This is a genomic window from Pseudomonas sp. zfem002, from assembly GCF_032621685.1.
GTDB lineage: Bacteria > Pseudomonadota > Gammaproteobacteria > Pseudomonadales > Pseudomonadaceae > Aquipseudomonas > Aquipseudomonas japonica.
The window spans coordinates 77,706-100,928 of record NZ_JAVYJH010000007.1; the positions used below are offsets into that span (position 1 = coordinate 77,706).

Genomic DNA, 23,223 nt, shown 5'->3' on the forward strand with positions numbered 1-23,223 from the left:
GCAATTTCGTCAGTCAGGAGGAAAGCCATGTCGGCCAACAAGAAGCCAGTCAACACGCCGTTGCACCTGCTGCAACAACTCTCGGGCAGCCTGCTTGAGCATTTGGAGAATGCCTGCTCGCAAGCGCTGGCCGATGCGGAAAAACTCCTCGCCAAGTTGGAAAAACAACGTGGCAAGGCTCAGGAAAAACTGCACAAGTCTCGTCTGAAACTTCAGGATGTCGCTGCCGCCGGTAAAGCCAAGGCGCAGGAAAAGGCAAAAGGCGCCGTTGCTGAACTGGAAGAAGTTCTCGTCTCGTTGAAAGATCGCCAGACCCAGACCCGTTCTTATATCGCGCAACTGAAACGCGATGCCCAGGAAAGTCTGAAACTGGCTCAGGGTGTTGGCAAAGTTCGTGAAGCGGCCGGCAAGGCTCTCGCATCCCGTACGCCGGCAAAACCCGCTACCGCAAAACCTGCTGCGAAGGCCGCTCCAGCCAAGCCTGCTGCAGCGAAAGCTCCAGTCAAGGCTGCGGCGAAACCTGCCGCTGCCAAACCTGCTGCGAAAACCGCAGCGGCCAAACCAGCCGCCAAGCCAGCGGCGAAAACCGCAGCGGCCAAACCAGCTGCCAAACCTGCCGTGAAAACTGCCGCCGCCAAACCAGCGGCTAAACCTGCCGCGAAAACCGCCGCCGCCAAACCAGCTGCCAAACCTGCCGCGAAAGCCGCTGCCGCCAAACCAGCCGCCAAGCCAGCTGCAAAAACCGCTGCAGCCAAGCCCGCTGCTAAACCTGCCGCCAAACCCGCAGTAGCCAAAGCGCCGGCCAAGCCAGCCGCGAAAACTGCCGCTGCCAAACCTGCAGCAGCCAAGCCAGCCACCGCAGCCAAGCCAGCCGCAAAACCTGCAGCCGCCAAGGCGCCTGCCAAACCAGCCGCAGCCAAACCCGCGGCGAAGCCTGCAGCGGCCAAGCCTGCTACCGCCAAAGCGCCAGCCAAGCCTGCTGCCGCGAAAGCACCCGCCAAGCCAGCCGCCGCCAAACCGGCAGCCAAACCTGCAGCGAGCAAAGCTCCCGCGGTAAAACCGGCAGCGTCCCCGGCCGCTACTCCAGCCCCTGCACCGGCTGCTTCGCCAGCACCCGCAGCACCCGCAGCTGCTCCTGCCAACAGCACTCAATCGCCGTCTTCGGCTTCCTGAGTCATACCCGCCACGACGCGCAGCACCCGCAGCGCGTCGTGATCGCGGGAGGCTGCCGGCGCCAGCCGGCTCAGCCAGCTATCCGAGCGGTCGCCACCTTCGCGCGGCCAGCCCTCGCAGATTGCCTGCAAGCGTTGCAATTGCAGGCGCTCCGCATCCAGTTCCAACGCCTTCAAGCGTTCGCGCAATGCCGCCAGTTGCGGATCGTTGGTTGCGTCCGCGCGCCACTGCTGGCGCAGGGCACGCAGCGGTCGTACCACCGTGGACTGCCACGGACCGGCGAGTTGTCGGAGCTGTTCGAGACGTTCTTCGCTGATTCCCGCCCGACGTCGTTCGAGCCAGGCCGCGCATAGCAGAAGACAGACATCCGCCCCCTGTTCCTGCAAATCCAGGCAGGCTGCCTCCACGCCGGGGCGGGCATAAAGCTCGATGGCGAAATCCCACAGGTCGGTGTGCATTGTCCCACTCGCGCCAGTTGCCATCGAAGCTGGTAGACTCCGCGGCCATTATGATCAGACTTTCGAACCTCACTTTACAGCGTGGTCCGCAACGCCTGCTAGAAGGCGCCGAGCTGACCCTGCACGCCGGCCAGAAAGCCGGCTTGATCGGTGCCAATGGCGCCGGCAAATCCAGCCTGTTCGCCTTGCTGCGCGGCGAGCTCACTCCGGACGCGGGCAACTGTCAGTTGCCTGGCGATTGGCGTATCGCCCATATGCGCCAGGAAGTCGATACCCTCGATCGCCTGGCCGTGGACTATGTGCTCGATGGCGATTTCCGCCTGCGCAAGGTCCAGGCCGATCTTGCCGCCGCCGAAGCTGCCCATGACAACGCCGCCCTGGCGCGCCTGCACATCGAACTCGACAGCGCCGACGGCTACACCGCCGATGCACGCGCGCGCAAGCTGCTGGCAGGCCTTGGCTTCAGCAACGAGCAGATGGACCGTCGTGTCGGCGATTTCTCCGGCGGCTGGCGGATGCGCCTGAACCTGGCGCAGGCATTGATGTGCCCATCCGACCTGCTGCTGCTCGACGAACCGACCAACCACCTCGACCTCGACGCGATCCTCTGGCTGGAAGACTGGCTCAAGGGCTATCCCGGCACGCTGCTGCTGATCTCCCACGATCGTGATTTCCTCGATGCCGTGGTCGATCACATCGCCCATGTCGAGCAGTGCAAGCTGACCCTTTACCGCGGCGGTTACACCGCGTTCGAACGGGCCCGGGCCGAGCGCCTGGCGCAGCAGCAACAGGCCTATGAAAAACAGCAGGCCCAGCGCGCGCACATGGAAAAGTACATTGCCCGCTTCAAGGCCCAGGCGACCAAGGCCCGTCAGGCACAGAGCCGGATCAAGGCACTGGAGCGCATGGAAGAGCTGACCGCGGCGCATGTCGACTCACCGTTCGACTTCGTCTTCCGCGAGTCGCAGAAGATCTCCAGCCCGCTGCTCGACCTGGCCGAAGCCCGTCTCGGCTATGGCGACAAGACCGTGCTGGAAAAGATCAAGCTGCAACTGGTCCCCGGTGCGCGGATCGGCCTGCTCGGTCCCAACGGCGCAGGTAAGTCGACCCTGATCAAGAACCTCGCCGGCGAGCTGGAGCCGTTGGCCGGGCGCCTGGTTCGTGGCGAGAACACTGCGGTAGGCTACTTCGCCCAGCACCAGCTGGATTCCCTGGACAGCAAGGCCAGCCCGCTGCTGCACCTGCAGCGCCTGGCACCGACCGAGCGTGAGCAGACCCTGCGCGACTTCCTCGGCGGTTTCGACTTCCGCGGCGATCGCTGCGACGAGCCGGTGGTGAATTTCTCCGGTGGTGAAAAGGCCCGCCTGGCCCTGGCGCTGATCGCCTGGGAGCGGCCGAACCTGCTGCTGCTCGACGAACCGACCAACCACCTCGACCTGGAAATGCGCCTGGCGCTGACCATGGCCCTGCAGGAATTCAGTGGTGCTGTGGTGGTGGTTTCCCACGACCGCCATCTGCTCAAGAGCACCACCGACGAGTTCCTGCTGGTGGCCGACGGCAAGATGGAAGCCTTCGACGGCGACCTCGACGACTACGCCCGCTGGCTGGTGGATTACCGCCAGCGCAATGCGCCAGTCAGCAATGCGTCGGTCAATCCGGACAAGACCGACAAGAAGGCCCAGCGCCAGGCCGCCGCGGCCCTGCGCCAGCAACTGGCACCGCACAAGCGCCAGGCCGACAAGCTCGAGTCCGAGTTGAACAAGCTCCACGAAGACCTCGCCAAGGTCGAGGCCAGCCTCGGCGACAGCGGTGTCTACGAGGCGGCGCGCAAGGATGAGTTGCGTGACCTGCTGGCCCGCCAGGCCCAGTTGAAGACCCGTGAGGCCGAACTGGAGGAAGCCTGGATGGCTGCGCTCGAAGTGCTGGAGAACATGCAGGCGGAGCTGGAGGCGTTGTCCTGATGGAGTCGTTGCGGCAGGTCCTGCCGGTGGAGTTGATCGGACCTTTCTGGATGGGTTTGCAGATTCTCCTGATCCTGGTCGTGGCCTTTGTCCTGCAACGGGTGGTGGCGCGCAGCCTGCACAGCCTGAGTGAGCGCTACCCGCTGCCGCCGCAACTGATGATGCCGCTGCGCGGTGGTCTGCGCTGGCTGATCATGGGCAGTGCGCTGCTGTTCGTCCTGGAGCGCCTCGGGGTTTCCGCCACCGTGCTGTGGACGGCGTTGTCCGGGTTCGTCGCGGTGGCCGCGGTCGCCTTCTTCGCGATCTGGAGCGTGCTGTCCAACCTGCTCTGCGCGGTACTGATCTTCACCGTCGGACCGTTTCGCATCGGCGACGTGGTGGAGCTGGTCGATACCACCGACAAGCCGGGTATCAAGGGTCGGGTCATCGCCATCAATCTGCTGTTCACCACCCTGGTGGAACTGCCCGAGACCGGCGGTGCGCTGGTGCAGGTGCCGAACAGCCAGTTCTTCCAGAAGTCGGTACGCCGCTGGCGTGGTAGCGATGGGCTGCCAGTGGTGGGCGAGAGCACGTCCAGCGACAACTGATCGTTTCCTGAAAAATTTCGTGGTGATTTTTTTACAGGCGGATTAGCGTTGAACCCTTGAACAAGTTCTTTGGCCGAGGTGTGAGATGTCGCTGGAAACGTGGTTGGCCTTTTTCGCGGCCTGTTGGGTCATCAGTCTGTCGCCGGGCGCCGGGGCCATCGCCTCGATGTCCTGCGGCCTGCAGTATGGTTTCTGGCGCGGCTACTGGAATGCCCTGGGCCTGCAACTGGGCCTGATCCTGCAGATCGCGATCATCGCCGCCGGTGTGGGCGCGGTCCTGGCCGCCTCGGCTACCGCGTTCCAGGTCATCAAATGGTTCGGGGTCGCCTACCTGGTGTATCTCGCGGTCAAGCAATGGCGGGCGCTGCCGGCGGACCTGTCCGACGATGCCGCGGTGCGGCCGATCGGCAAACCGCTGAGCCTGGTGTTCCGGGGCTTCCTGGTGAACGTCAGCAACCCCAAGGCGCTGGTGTTCATGCTCGCGGTGCTGCCGCAGTTCATCAATCCGCATGAAGCGCTGCTGCCGCAGTACCTGGCGATCACCGTGACGATGATCAGCGTCGACCTGCTGGTGATGGCGGGCTATACCGGGCTGGCGTCGCGTGTACTGCGCCTGCTGCGCACACCGAAGCAGCAGCGGCGGATGAACCGCACCTTCGCGGGATTGTTCCTGGGCGCGGCGACCTTGCTGGCCACCATCCGGCGGGCGCCGGTCTGAAAGGTCTTCGCTGGCGCTGACCTGTAGGAGCGCGGGCAAGCCTCGCTCCTACAAGCCCTTCGCGGCCGAACTTAACGCAGGATCTGCGCCGGCTCATCCGGCGGCAGGTTGTTGCGCGGCGCGTACTGCCCCTGACCCTGCCCGGGCACCGAACCGCCCAACTGCTCGGCCATCTGCCGGGCGACATCCATGCCCAGTTCCTTCGACACTTCGCGTACCACCCGCGGCCGGTTCAGGCTGATCTTGCGATCGCGGCTCTTCACCAGCTTGGTGTCCTGCCCCTCACCCATGGCGGTGAACGCCGAGGTGATTTCGTAGGTGCGGGTGTTGATCAGGCTGAAGTCCGCCACCAGGCTCAGGCCCAGCACCGCCGAATAGGCGTCGGTGTTGTCGATGGCGTTGATGTCCTGCTGGAAGTCGATGTCCGACAGGGTGCCGAACAGCACGTAGTCGGCGCCCTTGAAGTCGCCGGCCTTGATGCGCTTGATGATGTCGTAGACATCGGTCTTGGCACCGGTGATGTACGGCGTGCCCTGCACCAGCTGGAACATCCCGGACTTGAGGATCTCGCCCTTGATGTCACCGCTGAACTTGCGCAGTTCGGTCTGCTCGATGTAGCTCTCGCTGCTCTCGAACTCGTTGTAGCTGGACGAACTGTTGGCGTGGTACATGCTCGCCGACGAACTGTTCTGCGCCGAAACGATGTGGATGTACTGCTCCACACGCTCCTGGTAGGCCAGGTCGGTGACTGCCACCTTGGGGGCCGCCTGCACGCCGAAGGCGCAGGCCAGGCCGAGAATACCCATCCATGCGCGCATCGCTTAACGCTCCGTGGTCTTGCGGATTTCTTTCTCGTCCATCCACTCGGCCAGGCCGCTTTCGACGTCGACCAGCTGCAGGCTGAACTTGTAGAACACGTCCTTGTAGTCGCTGCTGCGCTTGACGATGGAGCTGATCGAGCCTTCCAGGCGGTACTTGGCGGCGATCATGTTGCCGGTCTTGGCGATGGTGTTCTTCTTGTACAGGCCGCTCTGGTTCTGCAGCTTGAGCTGGTCGACCTGGCTGTCCATCTGGTTGTTGTCGCTGGCGAAGCGGGCGGTGCCGGACTTCATCAGCTGGGTCTTGATCGAGGTGGTGATCTCGCGGGTATCGATGTACTCGCTGGTCTTGTTCTTCACGTCGTAGACCTGCACCACCGGACGGCCCTGCAGCACGCCGGACTGGGCCAGGGAGCGGGTCATGCTTTCGGCGATCATCTGCAGGTCGGTGGAGCCGAATTCGTTGGTCACCAGCTCGACGGCCTTGGTGTCGCCGTAGCCGATGTTCTTGCCGCCGAGTACCGGGGACGGGCTGGAGCAACCGCTGGCCAGGGCAACGACGGTGGCGAGCAGGGAAATCTGGACGAACTTCATGGAAAACTCCTGGGAAAAATTACTGAGACTGGACTTCGAGACGGAAATCGGTGGCCTGCGGTACCGGGGCAATCGCCGGCAGTACGGTGGATTGCGAGCCGTACAGGCTCAGGGCCTTCCAGCTTTCTTCATCGGCGACCGGGAAGCCGTCGTTGCCCAGCCAGGCGAAGCGGTACAGCAGCGTCTTGTTGCTGCCGCTGGTGTTGTTCAGCGCGACCTTGACGGTGAGGAAACCGTTCTCGCGGGCCACCCGCATCGGGCCGGTCTCGATGTTCTTCAGCTTGCCCATGACCACCACCTTGCTGGCGGCGCTGCCGGGAGCCGGTGGCGGCGGGGTGGCGCAGCCGGCCAGGAGGGCGGCGGCGAGGGCGAGGGTAAGTTTGAAACGCATGACGAGTCCTTCGTTTACTTGAGGCTGGCGACGGCGGTTGCCGGCGCGGATGGGGTGACGACGTGGGCGGCCTGGCCGGCGGCGAAGACCTGGTTGCCGACCACGCGCAGGGCGACGACCTGATAAGGACGATCGACCTTCACCGAGATTTTGCTGCCGCCCAGGTTCGACGGCAGGCTCAGCTGGTGCTCGCCCTGGCTCAGGCGCACGCGGGTGACCAGGGTTTCGTTGGGCAGGGTGCGCCAGGTGCGGGTGTCGGCGCCTTCGGTGACCGTGGAGGCGATACCCATGACCAGGCCGGCCATCGGGTTCACGTCGTTGATCTGCTTTTGCGCCACGCCGCGGGTGACGGCGCGCACGGTGGTGCGCAGGATGATGCCCGGCATGTCGTCGCGCAGGGCCCGGCGCGACATGGCGGAGGTGCTGTTGAGCGCGGTCAGGCCCAGGGTCTTGTCGTCCAGGCTGATCTGGCCGATGTGCGCGGTGGAGGTGTCTTCGCGGATGATCGGGAACGACAGCGGGGTGATCACCAGGTTACCGCTGATCACCAGCGGCAGCGGGATGCGGATCGAGTCGCGGGCTGGAGCCAGGCCGCTCTGGACCACAATCAGCACGTCGCTGTCCTGGGTCTTGTCCTTGCTTTTGCCGGCGCTCTTGTCGAGGTCGAGCAGGGCCTGCTCCAGCAGCGGGGTGTTGGGCAGCAGCTCGGCGGCCTTGCGGTAGCCCGGCGCGGCCAGGCCCTGTTCGCCCAGGGCCTCGTAGACGTAGCCGGAGAGGTAGTGGCTGAAGGCGCTCTGGTAGCTGTTCTTCAGGTTGATCACTTCCGGTGCGTCGAGGGCGGCGACCGGGTAGCCCTGGAGGTCCTTGTATTCGGTCTTGACCCCTTCCTTCTCGGCCTCTTCCTCGCGCTTGAGGTATTCCTTGTCGCGCAATTCGGCGATCACCGCCTCGCGTTCGTGGGTCTTCTTGATTTCGGTGCGAGCGCCGTCGAAATCGTTCTGCGCCAGCAGGTTGAGGGCCATCTGCGTGGTCAGCATGACTTTTTCGTAGTCGTAGCCTTCGTAACGGCGGACCTTGTCGTTGACCAGGTAGCTGCCGAACTGGCTGAGGTACTTCTCGGTGTCGAGCTTGACCGATTCTTCCCACTTGAAGACCAGGCCATCGGCTTCGCGCCAGGCGGTCTGGCTGCCGCTCAGATCACCCTTGGAGCGCAGCAGTTCGCCCTTCTCGAACCAGTAGAGCAGGTCCTTGTCCTCGCCCTTGTTGTTCTTTTCCAGCACGGCGAGCGCGGCGTCGACATTGCCGCTGCTGAGGTGCTGATTGGTTTCCTTGAGCTCGTTGTCGTAGCTGCGGAACACCGCGCAGCCAGTCAACTGGGTGGCCACGAAAAGCGCGGCAAGCGTGAGAACGCGGGATTTCATTGCTTCTTCCCTGAGTGTTGGCGGAGTGTGTTTTTCGGATCATAAAGTCCGAAAAGTTCTTATGGATTAGGCAGAAGTTTCGAATGGCTATAACGAAAAGCGCGGCATATTAAGCGCGAATTCCCGTCGACCCAGGCGCGCTGATTGTTACAGCGGGTGAGTGCCATTACGGGTGCCATTATCCCCGAAGTGCTGGATGAACGGTAACTTCCGGCGTGATGAAAGTGGCAATTGATGAAATTGTTGCTAATTTTTACGATTCGCCTTGAGCCCGCCCGGACAGCGGCCGACAATATTCGCCTTATCGCTGACGTCCGAGACCGCTCCATGAATTCCCGCTCCCGCTTGATTGCCTGGCTGCTGTGGCCAGTGCTGGCCCTTGGCAGTGCCATGGCACTGGCCGAACCTGTCGAAGGAGCGGCAAAAGCCCTGCACCTGCTGGACTACATCGGCGCCGACTACCCGGCCACCGTCGAGTCCGGCAAGGTCGTCGACACGTCCGAATACCGCGAACAGCTGGAATTCATGGGGACCCTTCAGGGCCTGCTCGCCACCTTGCCCGAGCGTCCGCAGCGCAAGGCGCTGGAAGACGGCGCAGTCGCGTTGCGCCAGGCCATCGACGAGCGCCAGGACGGGGCCGGCGTGGCCCGCCAGGCCCGGCAGCTGGGGGCCGAGCTGGCGCTGGCCTACGAGGTTGCCCTGGCGCCCCTGATCACCCCCGATCCGGCTCGCGGCGCGCCGCTGTACGCCCAGCATTGCTCGGTCTGCCATGGCGACAGCGGTGCCGGCGACGGCCCGGCGGGTGTCGGCCTGGAACCGGCCCCGGCCAACCTGCGCGATGTGGCGCGGCTCGATCGCCTGAGCCTCTACGACATCTACAACACCCTCGGGCTGGGTATCGAAGGCACTGACATGCCGTCCTTCGCCGATCAGCTCGACGAGCGTCAGCGCTGGGACCTGGCCACCTATATCGCCAGTTTCACCGCCGATCCGGCCAGGGCTGGCAGCGACCCGGCGTTCAGCCTTGGCGATCTGGCCCGGCAGACCCCGGCCGAAGTCGAAGTCAGCCAGGGCCCCGACGCGCTGCAGAGTTTCCGTGCCCAGCGCGCCAAGCCGCCGCAGGTCAAGCGCGGGCCAGGCCAGTTGCTCGACTACACCGCCAGCACCCTCGACAAGAGCCTGGCGGCCTATCAGGGCGGCGACCACGAGCAGGCCTACGACCTGTCGGTGGCGGCCTACCTGGAAGGTTTCGAGCTGGTGGAAAGCTCGCTGGACAACGTCGACAGCACCGTGCGCAAGGACACCGAGAAGGCGCTCATGGCCTACCGCCAGTCCCTGCAGGACGGCCTGCCAGTGGAGCAGGTCAAGGCCCGGCTGGAGGTAGCCAAGGCCAAGCTGCAAGCCTGCGCCGGGCTACTGGGTGGCGACGGCCTGAGCTGGTCGCTGAGCTACATTTCCGGCCTGCTGATCCTGCTGCGTGAAGGTCTCGAGGCGATCCTGGTGCTGGCGGCGATCCTCGCCTTCCTGCGCAACACCGGCCAGCAGGCCGCGGTGCGCAGCGTCAACGTCGGCTGGGGCCTGGCGCTGCTCGCCGGCTTCGCCACCTGGGCGCTGGCGGCCTATGTGATCGATGTCGGCGGCGCCCAGCGCGAGCTGCTGGAAGGCTGCACGGCGCTGTTCGCCTGCGTCATGGTGCTGTGGCTCGGCGTATGGATGCACGACCGTCGGCACGCCGCGGCCTGGCAGGACTACATCAAGAGCAGTCTGGTCGGCGGTGGTGGCCGTTTCGGCTTCGCCGTGCTGGCGTTCTTCTCGGTGTACCGCGAGCTGTTCGAAGTGATCCTGTTCTACGAAACCCTGTGGCTGCAGGCCGGCCCGGCGGGTCATCAGGCGGTGCTGGCCGGTGGGGCCACGGCGCTGGTGCTGCTGGTCGGCCTGGCCTGGGTGATCCTGCGCGGTTCGGCGAAGCTGCCGCTGTCGCTGTTCTTCAGCATCAACGCGGCGCTGCTCTGCGCGCTGTCGGTGGTGTTCGCCGGGCATGGCGTCAAAGCGCTGCAGGAGGCCGGGGTCTTCGGCACCCACCCGGTGCCGTTCTTCGACTTCGACTGGCTGGGCATTCACGCCGATGCCTATTCCCTGGCCGCCCAGGCCGCCGCGCTGCTGGCCATCGTCGTGCTCTACGGGCGCAGCTGGCTGGCCTCCCGTCGCGTGGCCGCGTCCTGATTTGAAGCGGGGCGGGCAAGCAGCGATACTGCCCGCCCGTATCAAGTCGTTGTGGATAACTCCCTCATGCGTGTCTGGATCGATGCCGACGCCTGTCCGAAGCTGGCCAGGGATCAAGTCGTCAAATTCGCTCTCAAGCGTCAGTTCGAAGTGCTGATGGTGGCCGGTGGGCCCCAGGCCAAGCCGCCGTTCGCCTGTGTGAAGCTGATCGTCGTGCCCAGCGGCATGGATGCCGCCGATGACTATCTGGTGGAGCACGCGGTACCGGGTGAACTGGTGATCTGCAGTGATGTGCCGCTGGCCGATCGGCTGATCAAGAAAGGTGTGGCGGCACTCGACCCGCGTGGCCGCGAGTTCGACGAGCGCAACATGGGCGAGCGCCTGGCGGTGCGGAATCTGTTCACCGATCTGCGCGAGCAGGGGCAGGTGGGGGGAGGGCAGGCGGCCTATGGGGACAAGGACAAGCAGGCGTTCGCCAATGCGCTGGATCGGATTCTGACGCGGCTGACGCGGTAAAGCCGCGCCCCTGCGAGAGGGGCGCGTTTACGCGGGGTCACTCGCCTTCGTGGGTCAGCTCCAGCACCCGGTCCACCAGCTTGTAGATGCCGCCCGCGGCATCGCTGATCGACTGCGCCAGCATGTAGGCAGGAGTGGTGACCAGCTTGCGCTGGGTGTCCTCGACGATGTCATGCACATCGCATTCTTCGTGGGTGCCACCCATCTTGACGATGGCCGCGCTGGTGTCGGCATCGTTGCCGATGGTGCAGACCACGCCTGGGCCGTAGATCTTCGCCGCCAGCGCCGGCGAGATGCAGATCAGGCCGACCGGCTTGCCCGCCTCGGCGAAGGCTTCGGCCACGGCCAGGACGTCCGGGTGCACCGTGCAGCCGGGGCCGTCGACGGCGAAGCTGGAGAGGTTCTTCGCCGCACCGAACCCGCCGGGCACGATCAGCGCATCGAAATCGTCGACATCGGCTTCGCGCAGATCCTTGATGTTGCCGCGGGCGATGCGCGCCGACTCCACCAGGACATTGCGCGATTCGGGCATTTGCTCGCCGGTCAGGTGGTTGATCACATGCAATTGCGCGATGTTCGGCGCGAAGCACTGCACCTGGGCGCCACGCTGATCGAGGCGCAGCAGGGTGATCACGCTCTCGTGGATTTCCGCGCCGTCGTAGACGCCGCAGCCTGACAGAATCACAGCAACTTTTTTGGTCATGCTTCCTACTCCCGATTCGAGGCGCTAAATGTCGTCTAGTTTGGCAGTTGTCGCCATAGGGATTACAGCATTGTCAGCCTAATCTTGATCCATTGCCTGAAAATGGACCTGTCATGGACTTCATCCTGTACGCCGTGCCGTTTTTCTTCGTACTGATCGCGGTGGAACTGCTGGCCGATCGTTTGCGCGGCATGCGCAATTACCGGGTTGCCGATACGGTCAACAGCCTGAGCGCGGGCGTCCTGTCCACCACCTTCGGCCTGCTGACCAAGGGCGTGGGGTTGGTGACCTACGCGGTTGCGGTGGAGCATCTGGCGGTGTTCCAGCTGCCGGCCGAGGCCTGGTGGGTGTGGCTGCTGGCCTTTGTCGCCTACGACTTCTGCTACTACTGGCTGCACCGCTTCGGCCATGAACGCAACATCCTCTGGGCCGCGCACTCGGTGCATCACCAGAGCGAGGACTACAACCTGTCCACGGCCCTGCGCCAGACCAGCACCGGCTTTCTCCTGTCGTGGATCTTCTACCTGCCGCTGGCGGTGCTCGGTGTGCCGCTGCTGGTGTTCGTCAGCGTCGGTGCGCTGAATCTGCTGTACCAGTTCTGGGTGCATACCCGGCATATCCCGAAACTCGGCTGGTACGAGTGGCTGTTCGTCACACCGTCCAATCATCGCGTTCACCATGCGCAGAATCCTCTGTACTTGGATCGCAACTATGGAGGGGTGTTCATTCTCTGGGATCGCCTGTTCGGCACCTTCCAGCCCGAGGACGACGCCGAGCCGGTGATTTTCGGAGTCACCACGCCGTTGGCGAGCTGGAATCCGCTGTGGGCCAACCTGCAGTTCTACGCCCAGTTGTGGCATGACGCGCGGCATGCCGAGCGCTGGTGGGACAAGCTGCGCATCTGGTTCATGCCGACCGGTTGGCGCCCGGACGATGTGGCGCGACGTTATCCACAGGCGAAGCAGAATCTGCTCGATTTCCGCAAGTTCGAGGTGCCGCTGGCCTGGCCGCGGCAGCTCTATGTGGTGCTGCAGTTCGCCGTGTACGTGGCGCTGGGCAGTTATCTGATGGAGGCGGGCGCGCGGCTGCCGGTCGCGGCATTGCTGCTCGGCGCGGGGGTGATGGGCTTTGGTCTGTTCGTGCTGGGGACGGCGCTGGAGAACCGTCCCTGGGCACTGCGTCTGGAACTGCTGCGGCTGGCGCTGAACCTGCCGGCGTTCGCCCTGGCGGGGTGGAGCGGCCTAGGGCCGGTCACCGCGCTCGGATGGGTCGGGCTGCTCGCCTACAGTCTGCTCAGCCTGGTCGGCCTGTACTCCAGCCGCCTCCTGCCTGGCGATGCGCGCGGCCTTGAAACGCCGGCGCAGCCACAGGCAGCCACCGAGCAGCAGCAGGCCGCCGAGCACCCATAGCTCGTACTTCTTCACGTTGCCCAGCAGGCCTTCGAGGATCGCGCCGAAATGATAGGCCGCGGCACCGAGGGCCAGCGCCCAGATCGCCGCGCCGATGCCATTGAGCAGCAGGTAGCGGCGCGGTGGATAACCGGACAAGCCGATGGCCACCGGCATCACGGTGCGCAGGCCGTAGACGAAACGGAAGCTCAGGACCCAGATGTCCGGGTGACGGCGCACATGCTCCAGGGCGCGGTCGCCCATCATCTGCCAGCGCGGCTTGCGCGCGAGCAATTTGCGCCCATGACGGCGGCCCATGAAGTACCAGAGCTGGTCACCGGCATAGCTGCCGAAGAACGCCACCAGCACCACCAGGTTGATATCCATGTAACCGCGGAACGCCAGGAATCCGGCAAGCACCAGGATGGTCTCGCCTTCAAAGAACGTACCTAGAAAAAGGGCAAAGTAGCCAAAATCTTGCAGGAATTGTTGAAGCATTTTCTGGATGCTGGCGAAATGAACGCGAAGCCTACCCCTTCGAGCGCTCTTGGGAAAGTGTCCAAATGTGTCTCGACGTGAACAATTCCTACAGGGGACAATGACTGCGTCTGTAGGTCGCAGGCTTACCTCTGCCTGTCACACAAGCGTCATAATGGCCGCTTATAACTGTCGCGCCCGCCTGTCCGCGCGGGCTCAGGAGTCTGCCGTGAGCTTTACCCCCGCCAATCGCCTGTTCCCCGCTACCCGCCTGCGTCGCAACCGTCGCGACGACTTTTCCCGTCGTCTGGTTCGCGAGAATGTTCTGACCGTCGACGATCTGATCCTGCCCGTCTTTGTCCTCGACGGTGAAAACCGCCGCGAGGAAATCGCCTCCATGCCGGGCGTCGAGCGTCTGAGCATCGACCTGCTGCTGGAAGCGGCGGCCGAGTGGGTTGACCTGGGCATTCCGGCGCTGGCCCTGTTCCCGGTAACCCCGTCGGAAAAGAAATCCCTCGACGGCGCCGAAGCCTGGAACCCGGACGGCATTGCCCAGCGTGCCACCCGCGCGCTGCGCGCCCGTTTCCCGGAGCTCGGGGTGATCACCGACGTCGCCCTCGACCCGTTCACCACCCACGGCCAGGACGGCATCCTCGATGAAGAGGGCTACGTCCAGAACGACATCACTATCGATGCGCTGGTCCGCCAGGCCCTGTCCCATGCCGAAGCCGGCGCCCAGGTGGTGGCCCCTTCGGACATGATGGACGGTCGCATCCAGGCCATCCGCGAAGCCCTGGAACTGGCCGGCCATGTGAATGTCCGCATCATGGCCTACTCGGCCAAGTACGCCAGCGCCTATTATGGTCCGTTCCGTGATGCGGTCGGTTCGGCGCTCAATCTGGGCAAGGCCAACAAGGCCTCCTACCAGATGGATCCGGCCAATACCAACGAGGCGCTGCATGAAGTGGCGGCCGACCTCTCCGAAGGCGCCGATATGGTCATGGTCAAGCCAGGCATGCCATATCTGGATATCCTTCAGCGGGTCAAGGACGAGTTCAAGGTGCCGACCTTCGTTTACCAGGTCAGCGGCGAATACGCGATGCACATGGCCGCGATCCAGAATGGCTGGCTCTCCGAGGGCGTCATTCTCGAATCGCTCACCGCCTTCAAGCGGGCAGGGGCCGACGGCATCCTCACGTATTTCGCTGTACGCGCCGCACAATTGATGAGAGGGCAGTAACGCCCTTCAGGAACGCAAGATGAATAACGAAGCACTGATCGAAGCCGCTGTGAAGGACGTCAAGGAAGTACCGGCCGCACCCGAGCCGATGCTGGAAACCCCGCCGGAACCCGAAGTGGTGCCGGCACCGGCGGCGGAAGCGCCGGCGGTCGCGCCCGTGCCGGCGGTTGCCGTGCCGGGCCTGGATGACAGCAGCCTGTACATCCATCGCGAGCTGTCGCAGCTGCAGTTCAACATCCGCGTGCTGGAACAGGCGCTGGATGAGTCCTACCCCTTGCTGGAGCGGCTGAAGTTTCTGCTGATCTTCTCCAGCAACCTGGACGAGTTCTTCGAAATTCGTGTTGCGGGCCTGAAGAAGCAGATCACCTTCGCCCGCGAGCAGGCCGGCGCCGACGGCCTGCAGCCGCACCAGGCGCTGGCGCGCATCAGCGACCTGGTGCACAGCGAAGTGCATCGCCAATACGCGATCCTCAACGATGTGCTGTTGCCGGAGCTGGAAAAGCACCAGATCCGCTTCATCCGTCGCCGTCACTGGACCACCAAGCTCAAGACCTGGGTGCGTCGCTTCTTCCGCGACGAGATCGCGCCGATCATCACCCCGATCGGCCTCGATCCGACCCACCCGTTCCCGTTGCTGGTGAACAAGAGCCTGAACTTCATCGTCGAGCTGGAAGGCATCGACGCCTTCGGTCGCGACTCCGGCCTGGCGATCATCCCGGCCCCGCGCCTGCTGCCGCGGATCATCCGCGTGCCGGAAGACGTCGGCGGCCCCGGCGACAACTACGTGTTCCTCTCGTCGATGATCCACGCCCACGCCGACGACCTGTTCCAGGGCATGAAGGTCAAGGGCTGCTACCAGTTCCGCCTGACCCGCAACGCCGACCTGGCGCTGGACTCGGAAGACGTCGAAGACCTGGCCCGCGCCCTGCGTGGCGAGCTGTTCTCGCGGCGCTACGGTGACGCGGTGCGCCTGGAAGTTGCCGATACCTGTCCGAAACACCTGTCCGACTACCTGCTCAAGCAATTCAGCCTGAGCGAGAACGAGCTCTACCAGGTCAACGGCCCGGTCAACCTGACCCGCCTGTTCAGCATCACCGGCCTGGACAGCCATCCGGAGCTGCAGTACACGCCGTTCACCCCGGCGATCCCCAAGCTGTTGCAGAACAGCGAGAACATTTTCAGCGTGGTGAGCAAGCAGGACATCCTGCTGATGCACCCGTTCGAGTCCTTCACCCCGGTGGTGGACATGCTGCGCCAGGCGGCCAAGGACCCGCACGTCCTGGCGGTGCGCCAGACCCTCTACCGCAGTGGCGCCAACTCGGAAATCGTCGATGCCCTGGTGGACGCCGCGCGCAACGGCAAGGAAGTCACCGCGGTCATCGAACTGCGCGCGCGCTTCGATGAAGAATCCAACCTGCAGATGGCCAGCCGTCTGCAGGCCGCCGGTGCCGTGGTGATCTACGGTGTGGTCGGGTTCAAGACCCACGCCAAGATGATGCTGATCCTGCGGCGCGAGGCGGGCGAGATCGTCCGCTACGCGCACCTGGGTACCGGCAACTACCACGCCGGCAATGCCCGCCTGTATACCGACTACAGCCTGCTGACCTCCGATGACGCCCTGTGCGAGGACGTCGGCAAGTTGTTCAGCCAACTGATCGGCATGGGCAAGACCCTGCGCATGAAAAAGCTGCTGCACGCGCCTTTCACCTTGAAGAAAGGCATGCTCGACATGATCGCCCGGGAAACCCAGTTCGCCCTGGAAGGCAAGCCGGCGCACATCATCGCCAAGTTCAACTCGCTGACCGATCCGAAGGTCATCCGCGCGCTGTACAAGGCCAGCCAGTCCGGCGTGCGCATCGACCTGGTGGTGCGTGGCATGTGCTGCCTGCGTCCGGGCATTGCCGGCGTGTCGCACAACATTCACGTGCGCTCGATCATCGGCCGCTTCCTCGAGCACACCCGGGTCTTCTACTTCCTCAATGGCGGCGATGAGCAGATCTTCCTGTCCAGTGCCGACTGGATGGAGCGCAACCTCGACAAGCGCGTCGAGACCTGCTTCCCGGTGGAAGGCAAGAAATTGCTGCTGCGGGTGAAGAAGGAGCTGGAAGGCTACCTGACCGACAACACCCATGCGTGGATCCTGCAGGCGGACGGCCGCTACGTGCGCAGCTCGCCGACCGGCAACCAGAACCCGCGCAGCGCCCAGGCGACCCTGCTGGAGCGCCTGAGCAACCCGGTGCTTATCGTACGCTGAGAATGAAGCCGACCCGGGTCAGCCACTCGGCCTCCTGGTCGAAGTCGGCCTGGGTCAGCTGGTTTTCCAGCAGCCAGCCATCCGGGAAGGCGACCGCCAGGCTGTCGCCGCTGGCGTGCAGTTCCACCTTCGGCATCTGCTGGGTGCCGCGGATGTGGTGGAACAGGATGGCGAAGCGCAGCAGCACGCACAGGCGAATCAGCTTCACGCCTTCGTCGCCGAACTCGGCGAACTTGTCCTTGGGAATGTTACGGCGATGGCCGCGTACCAGCAGGGCCAGCATCTGCTGGTCCTCGCGGGAGAAGCCGGCCAGGTCGGAGTGTTCGATCAGGTAGGCGCCGTGCTTGTGGTAGTGGTAGTGGGCGATGTCCAGGCCCACTTCATGCACCTTGGCCGCCCAGCCCAGCAGTTCACGCCAGATACCGTCCTGCAGATCCCATGCCTCGGCCACCTGGTCGAAGGCATGCAGCGCCTTGCGCTCGACGCGCGCGGCCTGGCTCTGGTCGACGTGGTAGCGCTCCATCAGCGAGGTCAGGGTGCGCTCGCGCACGTCCTCGTGGTGATGGCGGCCGAGCAGGTCGTACAGCACCCCTTCGCGCAGGGCGCCGTCGCAGTGGTCCATGCGCTGCAGTTCGAGGGCATCGAAGATCGCTTCGAGGATGGCCAGGCCGGCCGGGAAGATCGCCCGGCGGTCGGGCTTGACCCCGTCGAAGTCGATCTTGTCGATCTCGCCCAGCTTGAACAGCTTGCGCTTGAGCCAGGCCAGCCCCTCGGCGTTGACTTCGCCGCTACCCAGGCCGCCAGCCTTGATCGCCGAGCCGATGGCGCGGATGGTCCCGGAGGAACCGATGGCTTCGTCCCAGCCCAGGCGGTGCAGGGCGGTTTCGATGCTCATCAGTTCCAGGCGTGCCGCGGTGTAGGCCTGGGCGTAGCGCGCCGGGGTGATCTTGCCGTCGCGGAAATAGCGCTGGGTGAAGCTCACGCAGCCCATCTGCAGGCTCTCGCGCAGCAGCGGCTCGAAGCGCTGGCCGATGATGAATTCGGTGCTGCCGCCGCCGATGTCGGCCACCAGGCGCTTGCCCGGGGTGTCGGCGAGGGTGTGGGACACGCCCAGATAGATGAGGCGGGCCTCTTCGCGACCGGAAATCACTTCCACCGGGTGGCCGAGGATTTCTTCGGCGCGGCGGATGAATTCGCCGCGGTTGCGCGCCTCGCGCAGGGCGTTGGTGCCGACGATGCGCACCGAGCCCGGTGGCATGCCGTTGATCAGCTGGGAAAAGCGCTTCAGGCAGTCGAGGCCGCGCTGCATGGATTCTTCGCTGAGCTGCCGCTCTTCATTGATGCCGGCCGCCAGTTGAACCTTTTCTCCATTGCGCTCGAGGATGCGGATCTCGCTGTGATGGGCTTTGGCTACAACCATGTGGAAACTGTTGGAGCCAAGGTCGATGGCGGCGATCAGGGAGAGATTCTTGGCGGCGGAATGGGGCATGGTAGTTGGCTTCTCGGTCGTTAACCTGGCAATCCTGCCACGATAGTCGGCTTACGCCAACGCGCGGTAATCTCGGGCTTGATATGGCGCAGTTTTGCGTAGGAAATATGACTTCTGTGTGACAGTCGATACGCTGGATCATCAACTATCATAGTTAGACTCAATCGGTTGCGACTTCCTGTCGACAGGCAGGGCGGCTATGATGGGCGACGTTTTTTGCTTCCGACCTTGGAGATTTCCATGAGCAGCGATCTTATCAAACACGTCACCGACGCTTCCTTCGAAGCCGACGTCCTCAAGGCCGAAGGCCCTGTACTGGTGGACTACTGGGCTGAGTGGTGCGGCCCGTGCAAAATGATCGCTCCGGTCCTGGACGAGATTGCCAGCAGCTATGAAGGCCGCCTGACCGTCGCCAAGCTGAACATCGACCAGAACGCCGATACCCCTGGCAAACATGGCGTACGTGGTATCCCGACGCTGATGCTGTTCAAGAACGGCAACGTCGAGGCCACCAAGGTCGGCGCCCTGTCCAAATCCCAGCTGACAGCCTTCCTCGACGCTCATCTGTGAGCCTCGGAAAAGCCCCGCATTTGTCGGGGCTTTTCTCTTTCTGGTGACTAGACGCCAGAAAAAGCAGGTGTTACATTCGGCCTCGCACTGTTTCTTCAGTGCCCCCTGCACGCCCGTCGCCGCATTCCAATTCGAATTCAGTACGCGATCTTTCGCCTCCCGCGGCGCGGCTTCATTAAGCCAGATGCTTAATCTCTCCCTTCATACATGATTACTCCATTCCCCTTATGAACCTGACTGAACTCAAGCAAAAGCCGATTACCGATCTGCTCGAAATGGCCGAACAGATGGGCATAGAAAATATGGCCCGTTCGCGCAAGCAGGATGTGATTTTCTCCCTGCTGAAGAAGCACGCCAAAAGCGGCGAGGAAATTTCCGGTGACGGCGTGCTGGAGATTCTCCAGGACGGTTTCGGCTTCCTGCGTTCGGCGGACTCCTCCTACCTGGCCGGCCCTGACGACATCTACGTCTCGCCAAGCCAGATCCGTCGCTTCAACCTGCGCACCGGCGACACCATCGTCGGCAAGATCCGGCCGCCGAAAGAGGGCGAGCGTTACTTCGCACTGCTGAAGGTCGATACCATCAACTTCGACCGTCCGGAAAACGCGAAGAACAAGATCCTGTTCGAAAACCTGACGCCGCTGTTCCCCAACGAGCGGCTGAAGATGGAAGCCGGCAACGGTTCCACCGAAGACCTCACCGGTCGCGTGATCGACCTCTGCGCTCCGATCGGCAAGGGCCAGCGCGGCCTGATCGTCGCCCCGCCGAAAGCGGGCAAGACCATCATGCTGCAGAACATCGCGGCGAACATCACCCGCAACAACCCCGAGTGCCATCTGATCGTCCTGCTGATCGACGAGCGCCCGGAAGAAGTGACCGAGATGCAGCGCACCGTGCGCGGCGAAGTGGTCGCCTCGACCTTCGACGAGCCGCCGACCCGTCACGTGCAAGTGGCCGAGATGGTCATCGAGAAGGCCAAGCGCCTGGTCGAGCACAAGAAGGATGTGGTCATCCTGCTCGACTCCATCACCCGTCTGGCCCGTGCCTACAACACCGTGATCCCGAGCTCCGGCAAGGTCCTGACCGGTGGTGTCGACGCCCACGCCCTGGAAAAACCGAAGCGTTTCTTCGGCGCCGCGCGCAACATCGAGGAAGGCGGTTCGCTGACCATCATCGCTACCGCGCTGGTCGAAACCGGCTCGAAGATGGACGAAGTGATCTACGAAGAGTTCAAGGGCACCGGCAACATGGAACTGCCGCTGGACCGTCGCATCGCCGAGAAGCGTGTGTTCCCGGCCATCAACATCAACCGTTCCGGTACCCGCCGCGAAGAGCTGCTGACCGCCGATGACGAACTGCAGCGCATGTGGATCCTGCGCAAGCTGCTGCACCCGATGGACGAGATCGCCGCCATCGAGTTCCTGGTCGACAAGCTCAAGCAGACCAAGACCAACGACGAGTTCTTCCTGTCGATGAAGCGCAAGTAAGCACTCGCCATGTGCAAGAGCCGGGGAAACCCGGCTTTTTGCTATCTGTCCTTCAGACTATTCTGACCGGCCCGGTTCGGCGCTACACTGCCAACCCCGACCGATACGGCCAACACGAGGCTCCTGCATGCAGTATCGCGATTTGCGCGACTTTATCCGTGGCCTGGAACAGCGCTCCGAACTCAAGCGCATCCAGGTCCCCATTTCGCCGGTCCTGGAAATGACTGAAGTCTGCGACCGCACACTGCGGGCCAAGGGGCCGGCACTGCTGTTCGAGCGTCCCACCGGTTACGACATCCCGGTGCTCGGCAACCTGTTCGGCACCCCGGAGCGGGTGGCCATGGGCATGGGCGCCGAATCGGTCAGCGAACTGCGCGAGATCGGCAAGCTGCTGGCCTTCCTCAAGGAGCCGGAGCCGCCGAAAGGCCTGAAGGACGCCTGGTCGAAACTGCCGATCTTCAAGAAGGTCGTGGCCATGGCGCCGAAGGTGGTCAAGGATGCGCCGTGCCATGAGGTGGTCATCGAGGGCGACGATGTCGACCTGGCCATGCTGCCGATCCAGCATTGCTGGCCGGGCGACGTCGCGCCGCTGATCACCTGGGGCCTGACCGTCACTCGCGGGCCGAACAAGGAGCGGCAGAACCTCGGTATCTATCGTCAGCAGGTGATCGGCCGCAACAAGGTGATCATGCGCTGGTTGAGCCACCGCGGCGGTGCCCTGGACTATCGCGAATGGTGCGAGAAGAACCCCGGCACGCCGTTCCCGGTGGCCGTGGCCCTGGGCGCCGACCCGGCGACCATCCTCGGCGCGGTCACCCCGGTACCGGACACCCTGTCCGAATACGCTTTCGCCGGCCTGCTGCGGGGCAACCGCACCGAGCTGGTGAAGTGCCGCGGCAGCGACCTGCAGGTCCCGGCCACCGCGGAAATCATCCTCGAGGGCGTGATCCATCCGGGCGAGACCGCGCCGGAAGGTCCGTATGGCGACCACACCGGCTACTACAACGAAGTCGACAGCTTCCCGGTGTTCACCATCGAGCGCATCACCCACCGCACCAAGCCGATCTACCACAGCACCTACACCGGCCGGCCGCCGGATGAGCCGGCGATCCTCGGCGTGGCGCTGAACGAAGTGTTCGTGCCGATCCTGCAGAAGCAGTTCCCCGAGATCACCGATTTCTACCTGCCGCCGGAAGGTTGCTCGTACCGCATGGCGGTAGTGACCATGAAGAAGCAGTACCCCGGCCACGCCAAGCGCGTAATGCTGGGTGTCTGGTCGTTCCTGCGACAGTTCATGTACACCAAGTTCGTTATCGTCACCGACGACGATGTCAACGCGCGGGACTGGAACGACGTGATCTGGGCCATCACCACGCGCATGGACCCCAAGCGCGACACGGTGATGATCGACAACACGCCGATCGACTACCTGGACTTCGCCTCGCCGGTCTCGGGCCTCGGCTCGAAGATGGGCCTGGACGCCACCAACAAGTGGCCGGGCGAGACCAGTCGCGAATGGGGTCGGGTCATTGTCAAGGACGAAGCCGTCACCAGACGGATCGATGAGTTGTGGAACCAGTTGGGAATAGAGTGATGCAGGTGACCTTGCAGCCGTCCGGGGCCGTGATGACCCTCAACCCCGGCGAGAGGATTCTGGAGGCGGCGCAGCGCCTGGGTTACGACTGTCCGCAGAGCTGCCGCAACGGCAATTGCCATATCTGCGCTGCGCTGCTGGTGGAAGGCAGTGTGCGCCAGAACGGCGAAGTGCGCGATCACGGTGAGCTGTTCACCTGCATCGCCGAGCCGCTGGAGGACTGCGTCCTGCTGTGGGACGGCGTGCTCGCCCTGGGTGAGCTGCCGGTGCGCACGCTGGCCTGTCAGGTCAGTGAGTGCACGGAGGTCGGCGGCGACGTCTGGCGCGTGCGCCTGCGCGCGCCGGCGGGCAAGGCGCCGCGCTATCACGCCGGGCAGTACCTGATGATCGAGCGTGAAGGCGGTGACAAGGCGGCGTTTTCCCTGGCTTCGGCGCCGCATCGCGGGCGCGACCTGGAGCTGCATGTCCTGGCCCGGGAACCCAGTGCCCAGAATCTGGTTGCCCAACTGCAGCGTGAGCGCATGGCGCGCATCGAACTGCCGTTCGGCGATACCCACCTGGCCGAGTTGCCGGATGGCCCGTTGGTGCTGATCGCGGCCGGCACCGGCATGGCGCAGATGCACAGCCTGATCGAACATTGCCGGGTCCGCGGTTTCCAGCACCCGGTGCACCTGTACTGGGGCGTGCGGCGGCCCGAGGATTTCTACGAGCTCGAGGAATGGGCGCAGTGGCAGCACCTGCCCAACCTGTTCCTGCACAAGGTCGTCAGCGATCTGTGTGGCTGGGAGGGGCGTTGCGGCCTGTTGCACGAAGCGGTCTGCGAAGACATCGACGACCTGTCGTCCATCCATGTCTATGCCAGCGGTTCGCCGGCCATGGTCTATGCCACGCTCGACGCGCTGGTCGACGCGGGCATGGATGCGCATCAGATGCGTGCCGATGTTTTCGCTTATGCCCCGCGTGGCTAACTTTGGTAATAAGGCGCGTTGCAATGACGCGCCGTTTTAAATAACCAGGCACGCAAGTAAACCTTATAAGCAAATCGCCTTCCTTAATTGTTGCGCACGCCGCGAAAAACTATCGCTACACTTGCAAGAGTACCCTCGAACTTTCTGAAATGCCCGACGGACAGGGGTTCTGAGTGCGATGGGGCTTGTTAAA

The 23,223-nt window shown here is 63.8% G+C and carries 20 protein-coding genes and 1 pseudogene; 13 read left to right on the forward strand and 8 right to left on the reverse strand.

Annotation, left to right across the window (positions count from 1 at the left end):
* Window positions 1–27: 27 nt before the first annotated feature.
* Complete coding sequence (locus RTI28_RS10835) at window positions 28–1,173, forward strand: AlgP family protein (protein WP_316920444.1); 1,146 nt, start codon at window positions 28–30, stop codon at window positions 1,171–1,173.
* Here the strand turns inward: RTI28_RS10835 and RTI28_RS10840 are convergent.
* On the reverse strand, window positions 1,149–1,631 hold the full coding sequence (locus RTI28_RS10840; protein WP_316920445.1) for a TIGR02444 family protein: 483 nt from the start codon (window positions 1,629–1,631) through the stop codon (window positions 1,149–1,151). The genes RTI28_RS10835 and RTI28_RS10840 overlap by 25 nt on opposite strands.
* A 50-nt stretch (window positions 1,632–1,681) precedes the next feature.
* Between RTI28_RS10840 and RTI28_RS10845 the strand changes: the two genes are divergently transcribed.
* The 3 genes from RTI28_RS10845 (at window position 1,682) to RTI28_RS10855 (ending at window position 4,897) form a co-directional block, all read left to right on the forward strand.
* Complete coding sequence (locus RTI28_RS10845; protein ID WP_316920446.1) at window positions 1,682–3,592, forward strand: ATP-binding cassette domain-containing protein; 1,911 nt, start codon at window positions 1,682–1,684, stop codon at window positions 3,590–3,592.
* Window positions 3,592–4,179: a mechanosensitive ion channel family protein gene (locus RTI28_RS10850; RefSeq protein WP_316920447.1), complete on the forward strand. Its 588-nt coding sequence runs from the start codon at window positions 3,592–3,594 to the stop codon at window positions 4,177–4,179. The genes RTI28_RS10845 and RTI28_RS10850 overlap by 1 nt, the downstream gene beginning before the upstream one ends.
* A gap of 85 nt (window positions 4,180–4,264) precedes the next feature.
* Window positions 4,265–4,897 carry a LysE family transporter gene (locus tag RTI28_RS10855; RefSeq protein ID WP_042121058.1) on the forward strand — a complete coding sequence of 211 codons (633 nt, stop codon included), beginning with the start codon at window positions 4,265–4,267 and terminating at the stop codon, window positions 4,895–4,897.
* 71 nt (window positions 4,898–4,968) lie between these two features.
* Here the strand turns inward: RTI28_RS10855 and RTI28_RS10860 are convergent, their stop codons facing one another.
* From RTI28_RS10860 to RTI28_RS10875, 4 genes are read right to left on the reverse strand one after another with little or no spacing between them, the layout of a single operon-like run.
* Window positions 4,969–5,715 (reverse strand): penicillin-binding protein activator LpoB, encoded by a 747-nt coding sequence (locus RTI28_RS10860; RefSeq protein ID WP_316920448.1) that lies wholly within the window; start codon window positions 5,713–5,715, stop codon window positions 4,969–4,971.
* Window positions 5,716–5,718: 3 nt separating this feature from the next.
* The gene (gene lpoB / locus RTI28_RS10865; RefSeq protein ID WP_316920449.1) at window positions 5,719–6,309 is read right to left on the reverse strand and encodes a penicillin-binding protein activator LpoB; all 591 of its coding nucleotides are present in this window, start codon (window positions 6,307–6,309) and stop codon (window positions 5,719–5,721) included.
* Between the two features lie 19 nt (window positions 6,310–6,328).
* Complete coding sequence (locus tag RTI28_RS10870; RefSeq protein ID WP_316920450.1) at window positions 6,329–6,700, reverse strand: YcfL family protein; 372 nt, start codon at window positions 6,698–6,700, stop codon at window positions 6,329–6,331.
* Window positions 6,701–6,714: 14 nt separating this feature from the next.
* The gene (locus RTI28_RS10875) at window positions 6,715–8,121 is read right to left on the reverse strand and encodes a hypothetical protein (RefSeq protein ID WP_316920451.1); all 1,407 of its coding nucleotides are present in this window, start codon (window positions 8,119–8,121) and stop codon (window positions 6,715–6,717) included.
* Between the two features lie 327 nt (window positions 8,122–8,448).
* Between RTI28_RS10875 and RTI28_RS10880 the strand changes: the two genes are divergently transcribed.
* Together RTI28_RS10880 and RTI28_RS10885 are read left to right on the forward strand one after the other, a co-directional pair.
* Window positions 8,449–10,344: an FTR1 family protein gene (locus RTI28_RS10880; protein WP_316920452.1), complete on the forward strand. Its 1,896-nt coding sequence runs from the start codon at window positions 8,449–8,451 to the stop codon at window positions 10,342–10,344.
* Between the two features lie 66 nt (window positions 10,345–10,410).
* A complete protein-coding gene (locus tag RTI28_RS10885; protein ID WP_316920453.1) occupies window positions 10,411–10,860 on the forward strand; it encodes a YaiI/YqxD family protein in 450 nt (149 codons plus the stop codon).
* A 37-nt stretch (window positions 10,861–10,897) separates the two neighbouring features.
* On the opposite strand, the gene elbB is transcribed toward RTI28_RS10885, so the two are convergent.
* The gene (gene elbB / locus RTI28_RS10890; RefSeq protein WP_316920454.1) at window positions 10,898–11,563 is read right to left on the reverse strand and encodes an isoprenoid biosynthesis glyoxalase ElbB; all 666 of its coding nucleotides are present in this window, start codon (window positions 11,561–11,563) and stop codon (window positions 10,898–10,900) included.
* A gap of 191 nt (window positions 11,564–11,754) precedes the next feature.
* Here elbB and RTI28_RS10895 point away from each other — a divergent pair.
* Window positions 11,755–12,303, forward strand: a pseudogene (locus RTI28_RS10895) (sterol desaturase family protein); the annotation flags it as partial.
* Window positions 12,304–12,804: 501 nt separating this feature from the next.
* Here RTI28_RS10895 and RTI28_RS10900 read toward each other — a convergent pair.
* Window positions 12,805–13,449, reverse strand: coding sequence for a DedA family protein (locus RTI28_RS10900; RefSeq protein ID WP_316920455.1), 645 nt, complete (start codon window positions 13,447–13,449; stop codon window positions 12,805–12,807).
* Window positions 13,450–13,657: 208 nt separating this feature from the next.
* Here RTI28_RS10900 and hemB point away from each other — a divergent pair, with 208 nt between their 5' ends.
* Together hemB and ppk1 are read left to right on the forward strand one after the other, a co-directional pair.
* Entirely contained in the window at window positions 13,658–14,668 is a 1,011-nt protein-coding gene (gene hemB, locus RTI28_RS10905; protein ID WP_316920456.1) for a porphobilinogen synthase, read from the forward strand.
* 19 nt (window positions 14,669–14,687) lie between these two features.
* The gene (gene ppk1, locus RTI28_RS10910) at window positions 14,688–16,922 is read left to right on the forward strand and encodes a polyphosphate kinase 1 (protein ID WP_316920457.1); all 2,235 of its coding nucleotides are present in this window, start codon (window positions 14,688–14,690) and stop codon (window positions 16,920–16,922) included.
* Here ppk1 and ppx read toward each other — a convergent pair.
* On the reverse strand, window positions 16,909–18,411 hold the full coding sequence (gene ppx, locus RTI28_RS10915) for an exopolyphosphatase (protein WP_316920458.1): 1,503 nt from the start codon (window positions 18,409–18,411) through the stop codon (window positions 16,909–16,911). The genes ppk1 and ppx overlap by 14 nt on opposite strands.
* Window positions 18,412–18,651: 240 nt before the next feature.
* Here ppx and trxA point away from each other — a divergent pair, with 240 nt between their 5' ends.
* The 4 genes from trxA to RTI28_RS10935 all read left to right on the forward strand — a co-directional run bounded on the left by trxA (window position 18,652) and on the right by RTI28_RS10935 (window position 23,030).
* The gene (gene trxA / locus RTI28_RS10920; RefSeq protein WP_316920459.1) at window positions 18,652–18,981 is read left to right on the forward strand and encodes a thioredoxin TrxA; all 330 of its coding nucleotides are present in this window, start codon (window positions 18,652–18,654) and stop codon (window positions 18,979–18,981) included.
* A 227-nt stretch (window positions 18,982–19,208) separates the two neighbouring features.
* Window positions 19,209–20,468 carry a transcription termination factor Rho gene (gene rho, locus RTI28_RS10925; RefSeq protein ID WP_009395654.1) on the forward strand — a complete coding sequence of 420 codons (1,260 nt, stop codon included), beginning with the start codon at window positions 19,209–19,211 and terminating at the stop codon, window positions 20,466–20,468.
* Between the two features lie 127 nt (window positions 20,469–20,595).
* Window positions 20,596–22,062 (forward strand): 4-hydroxy-3-polyprenylbenzoate decarboxylase, encoded by a 1,467-nt coding sequence (gene ubiD / locus RTI28_RS10930; protein ID WP_316920460.1) that lies wholly within the window; start codon window positions 20,596–20,598, stop codon window positions 22,060–22,062.
* Window positions 22,062–23,030 (forward strand): CDP-6-deoxy-delta-3,4-glucoseen reductase, encoded by a 969-nt coding sequence (locus RTI28_RS10935; protein ID WP_316920461.1) that lies wholly within the window; start codon window positions 22,062–22,064, stop codon window positions 23,028–23,030. Before ubiD ends, RTI28_RS10935 begins: the two co-directional genes overlap by 1 nt.
* Window positions 23,031–23,223: the final 193 nt, after the last annotated feature.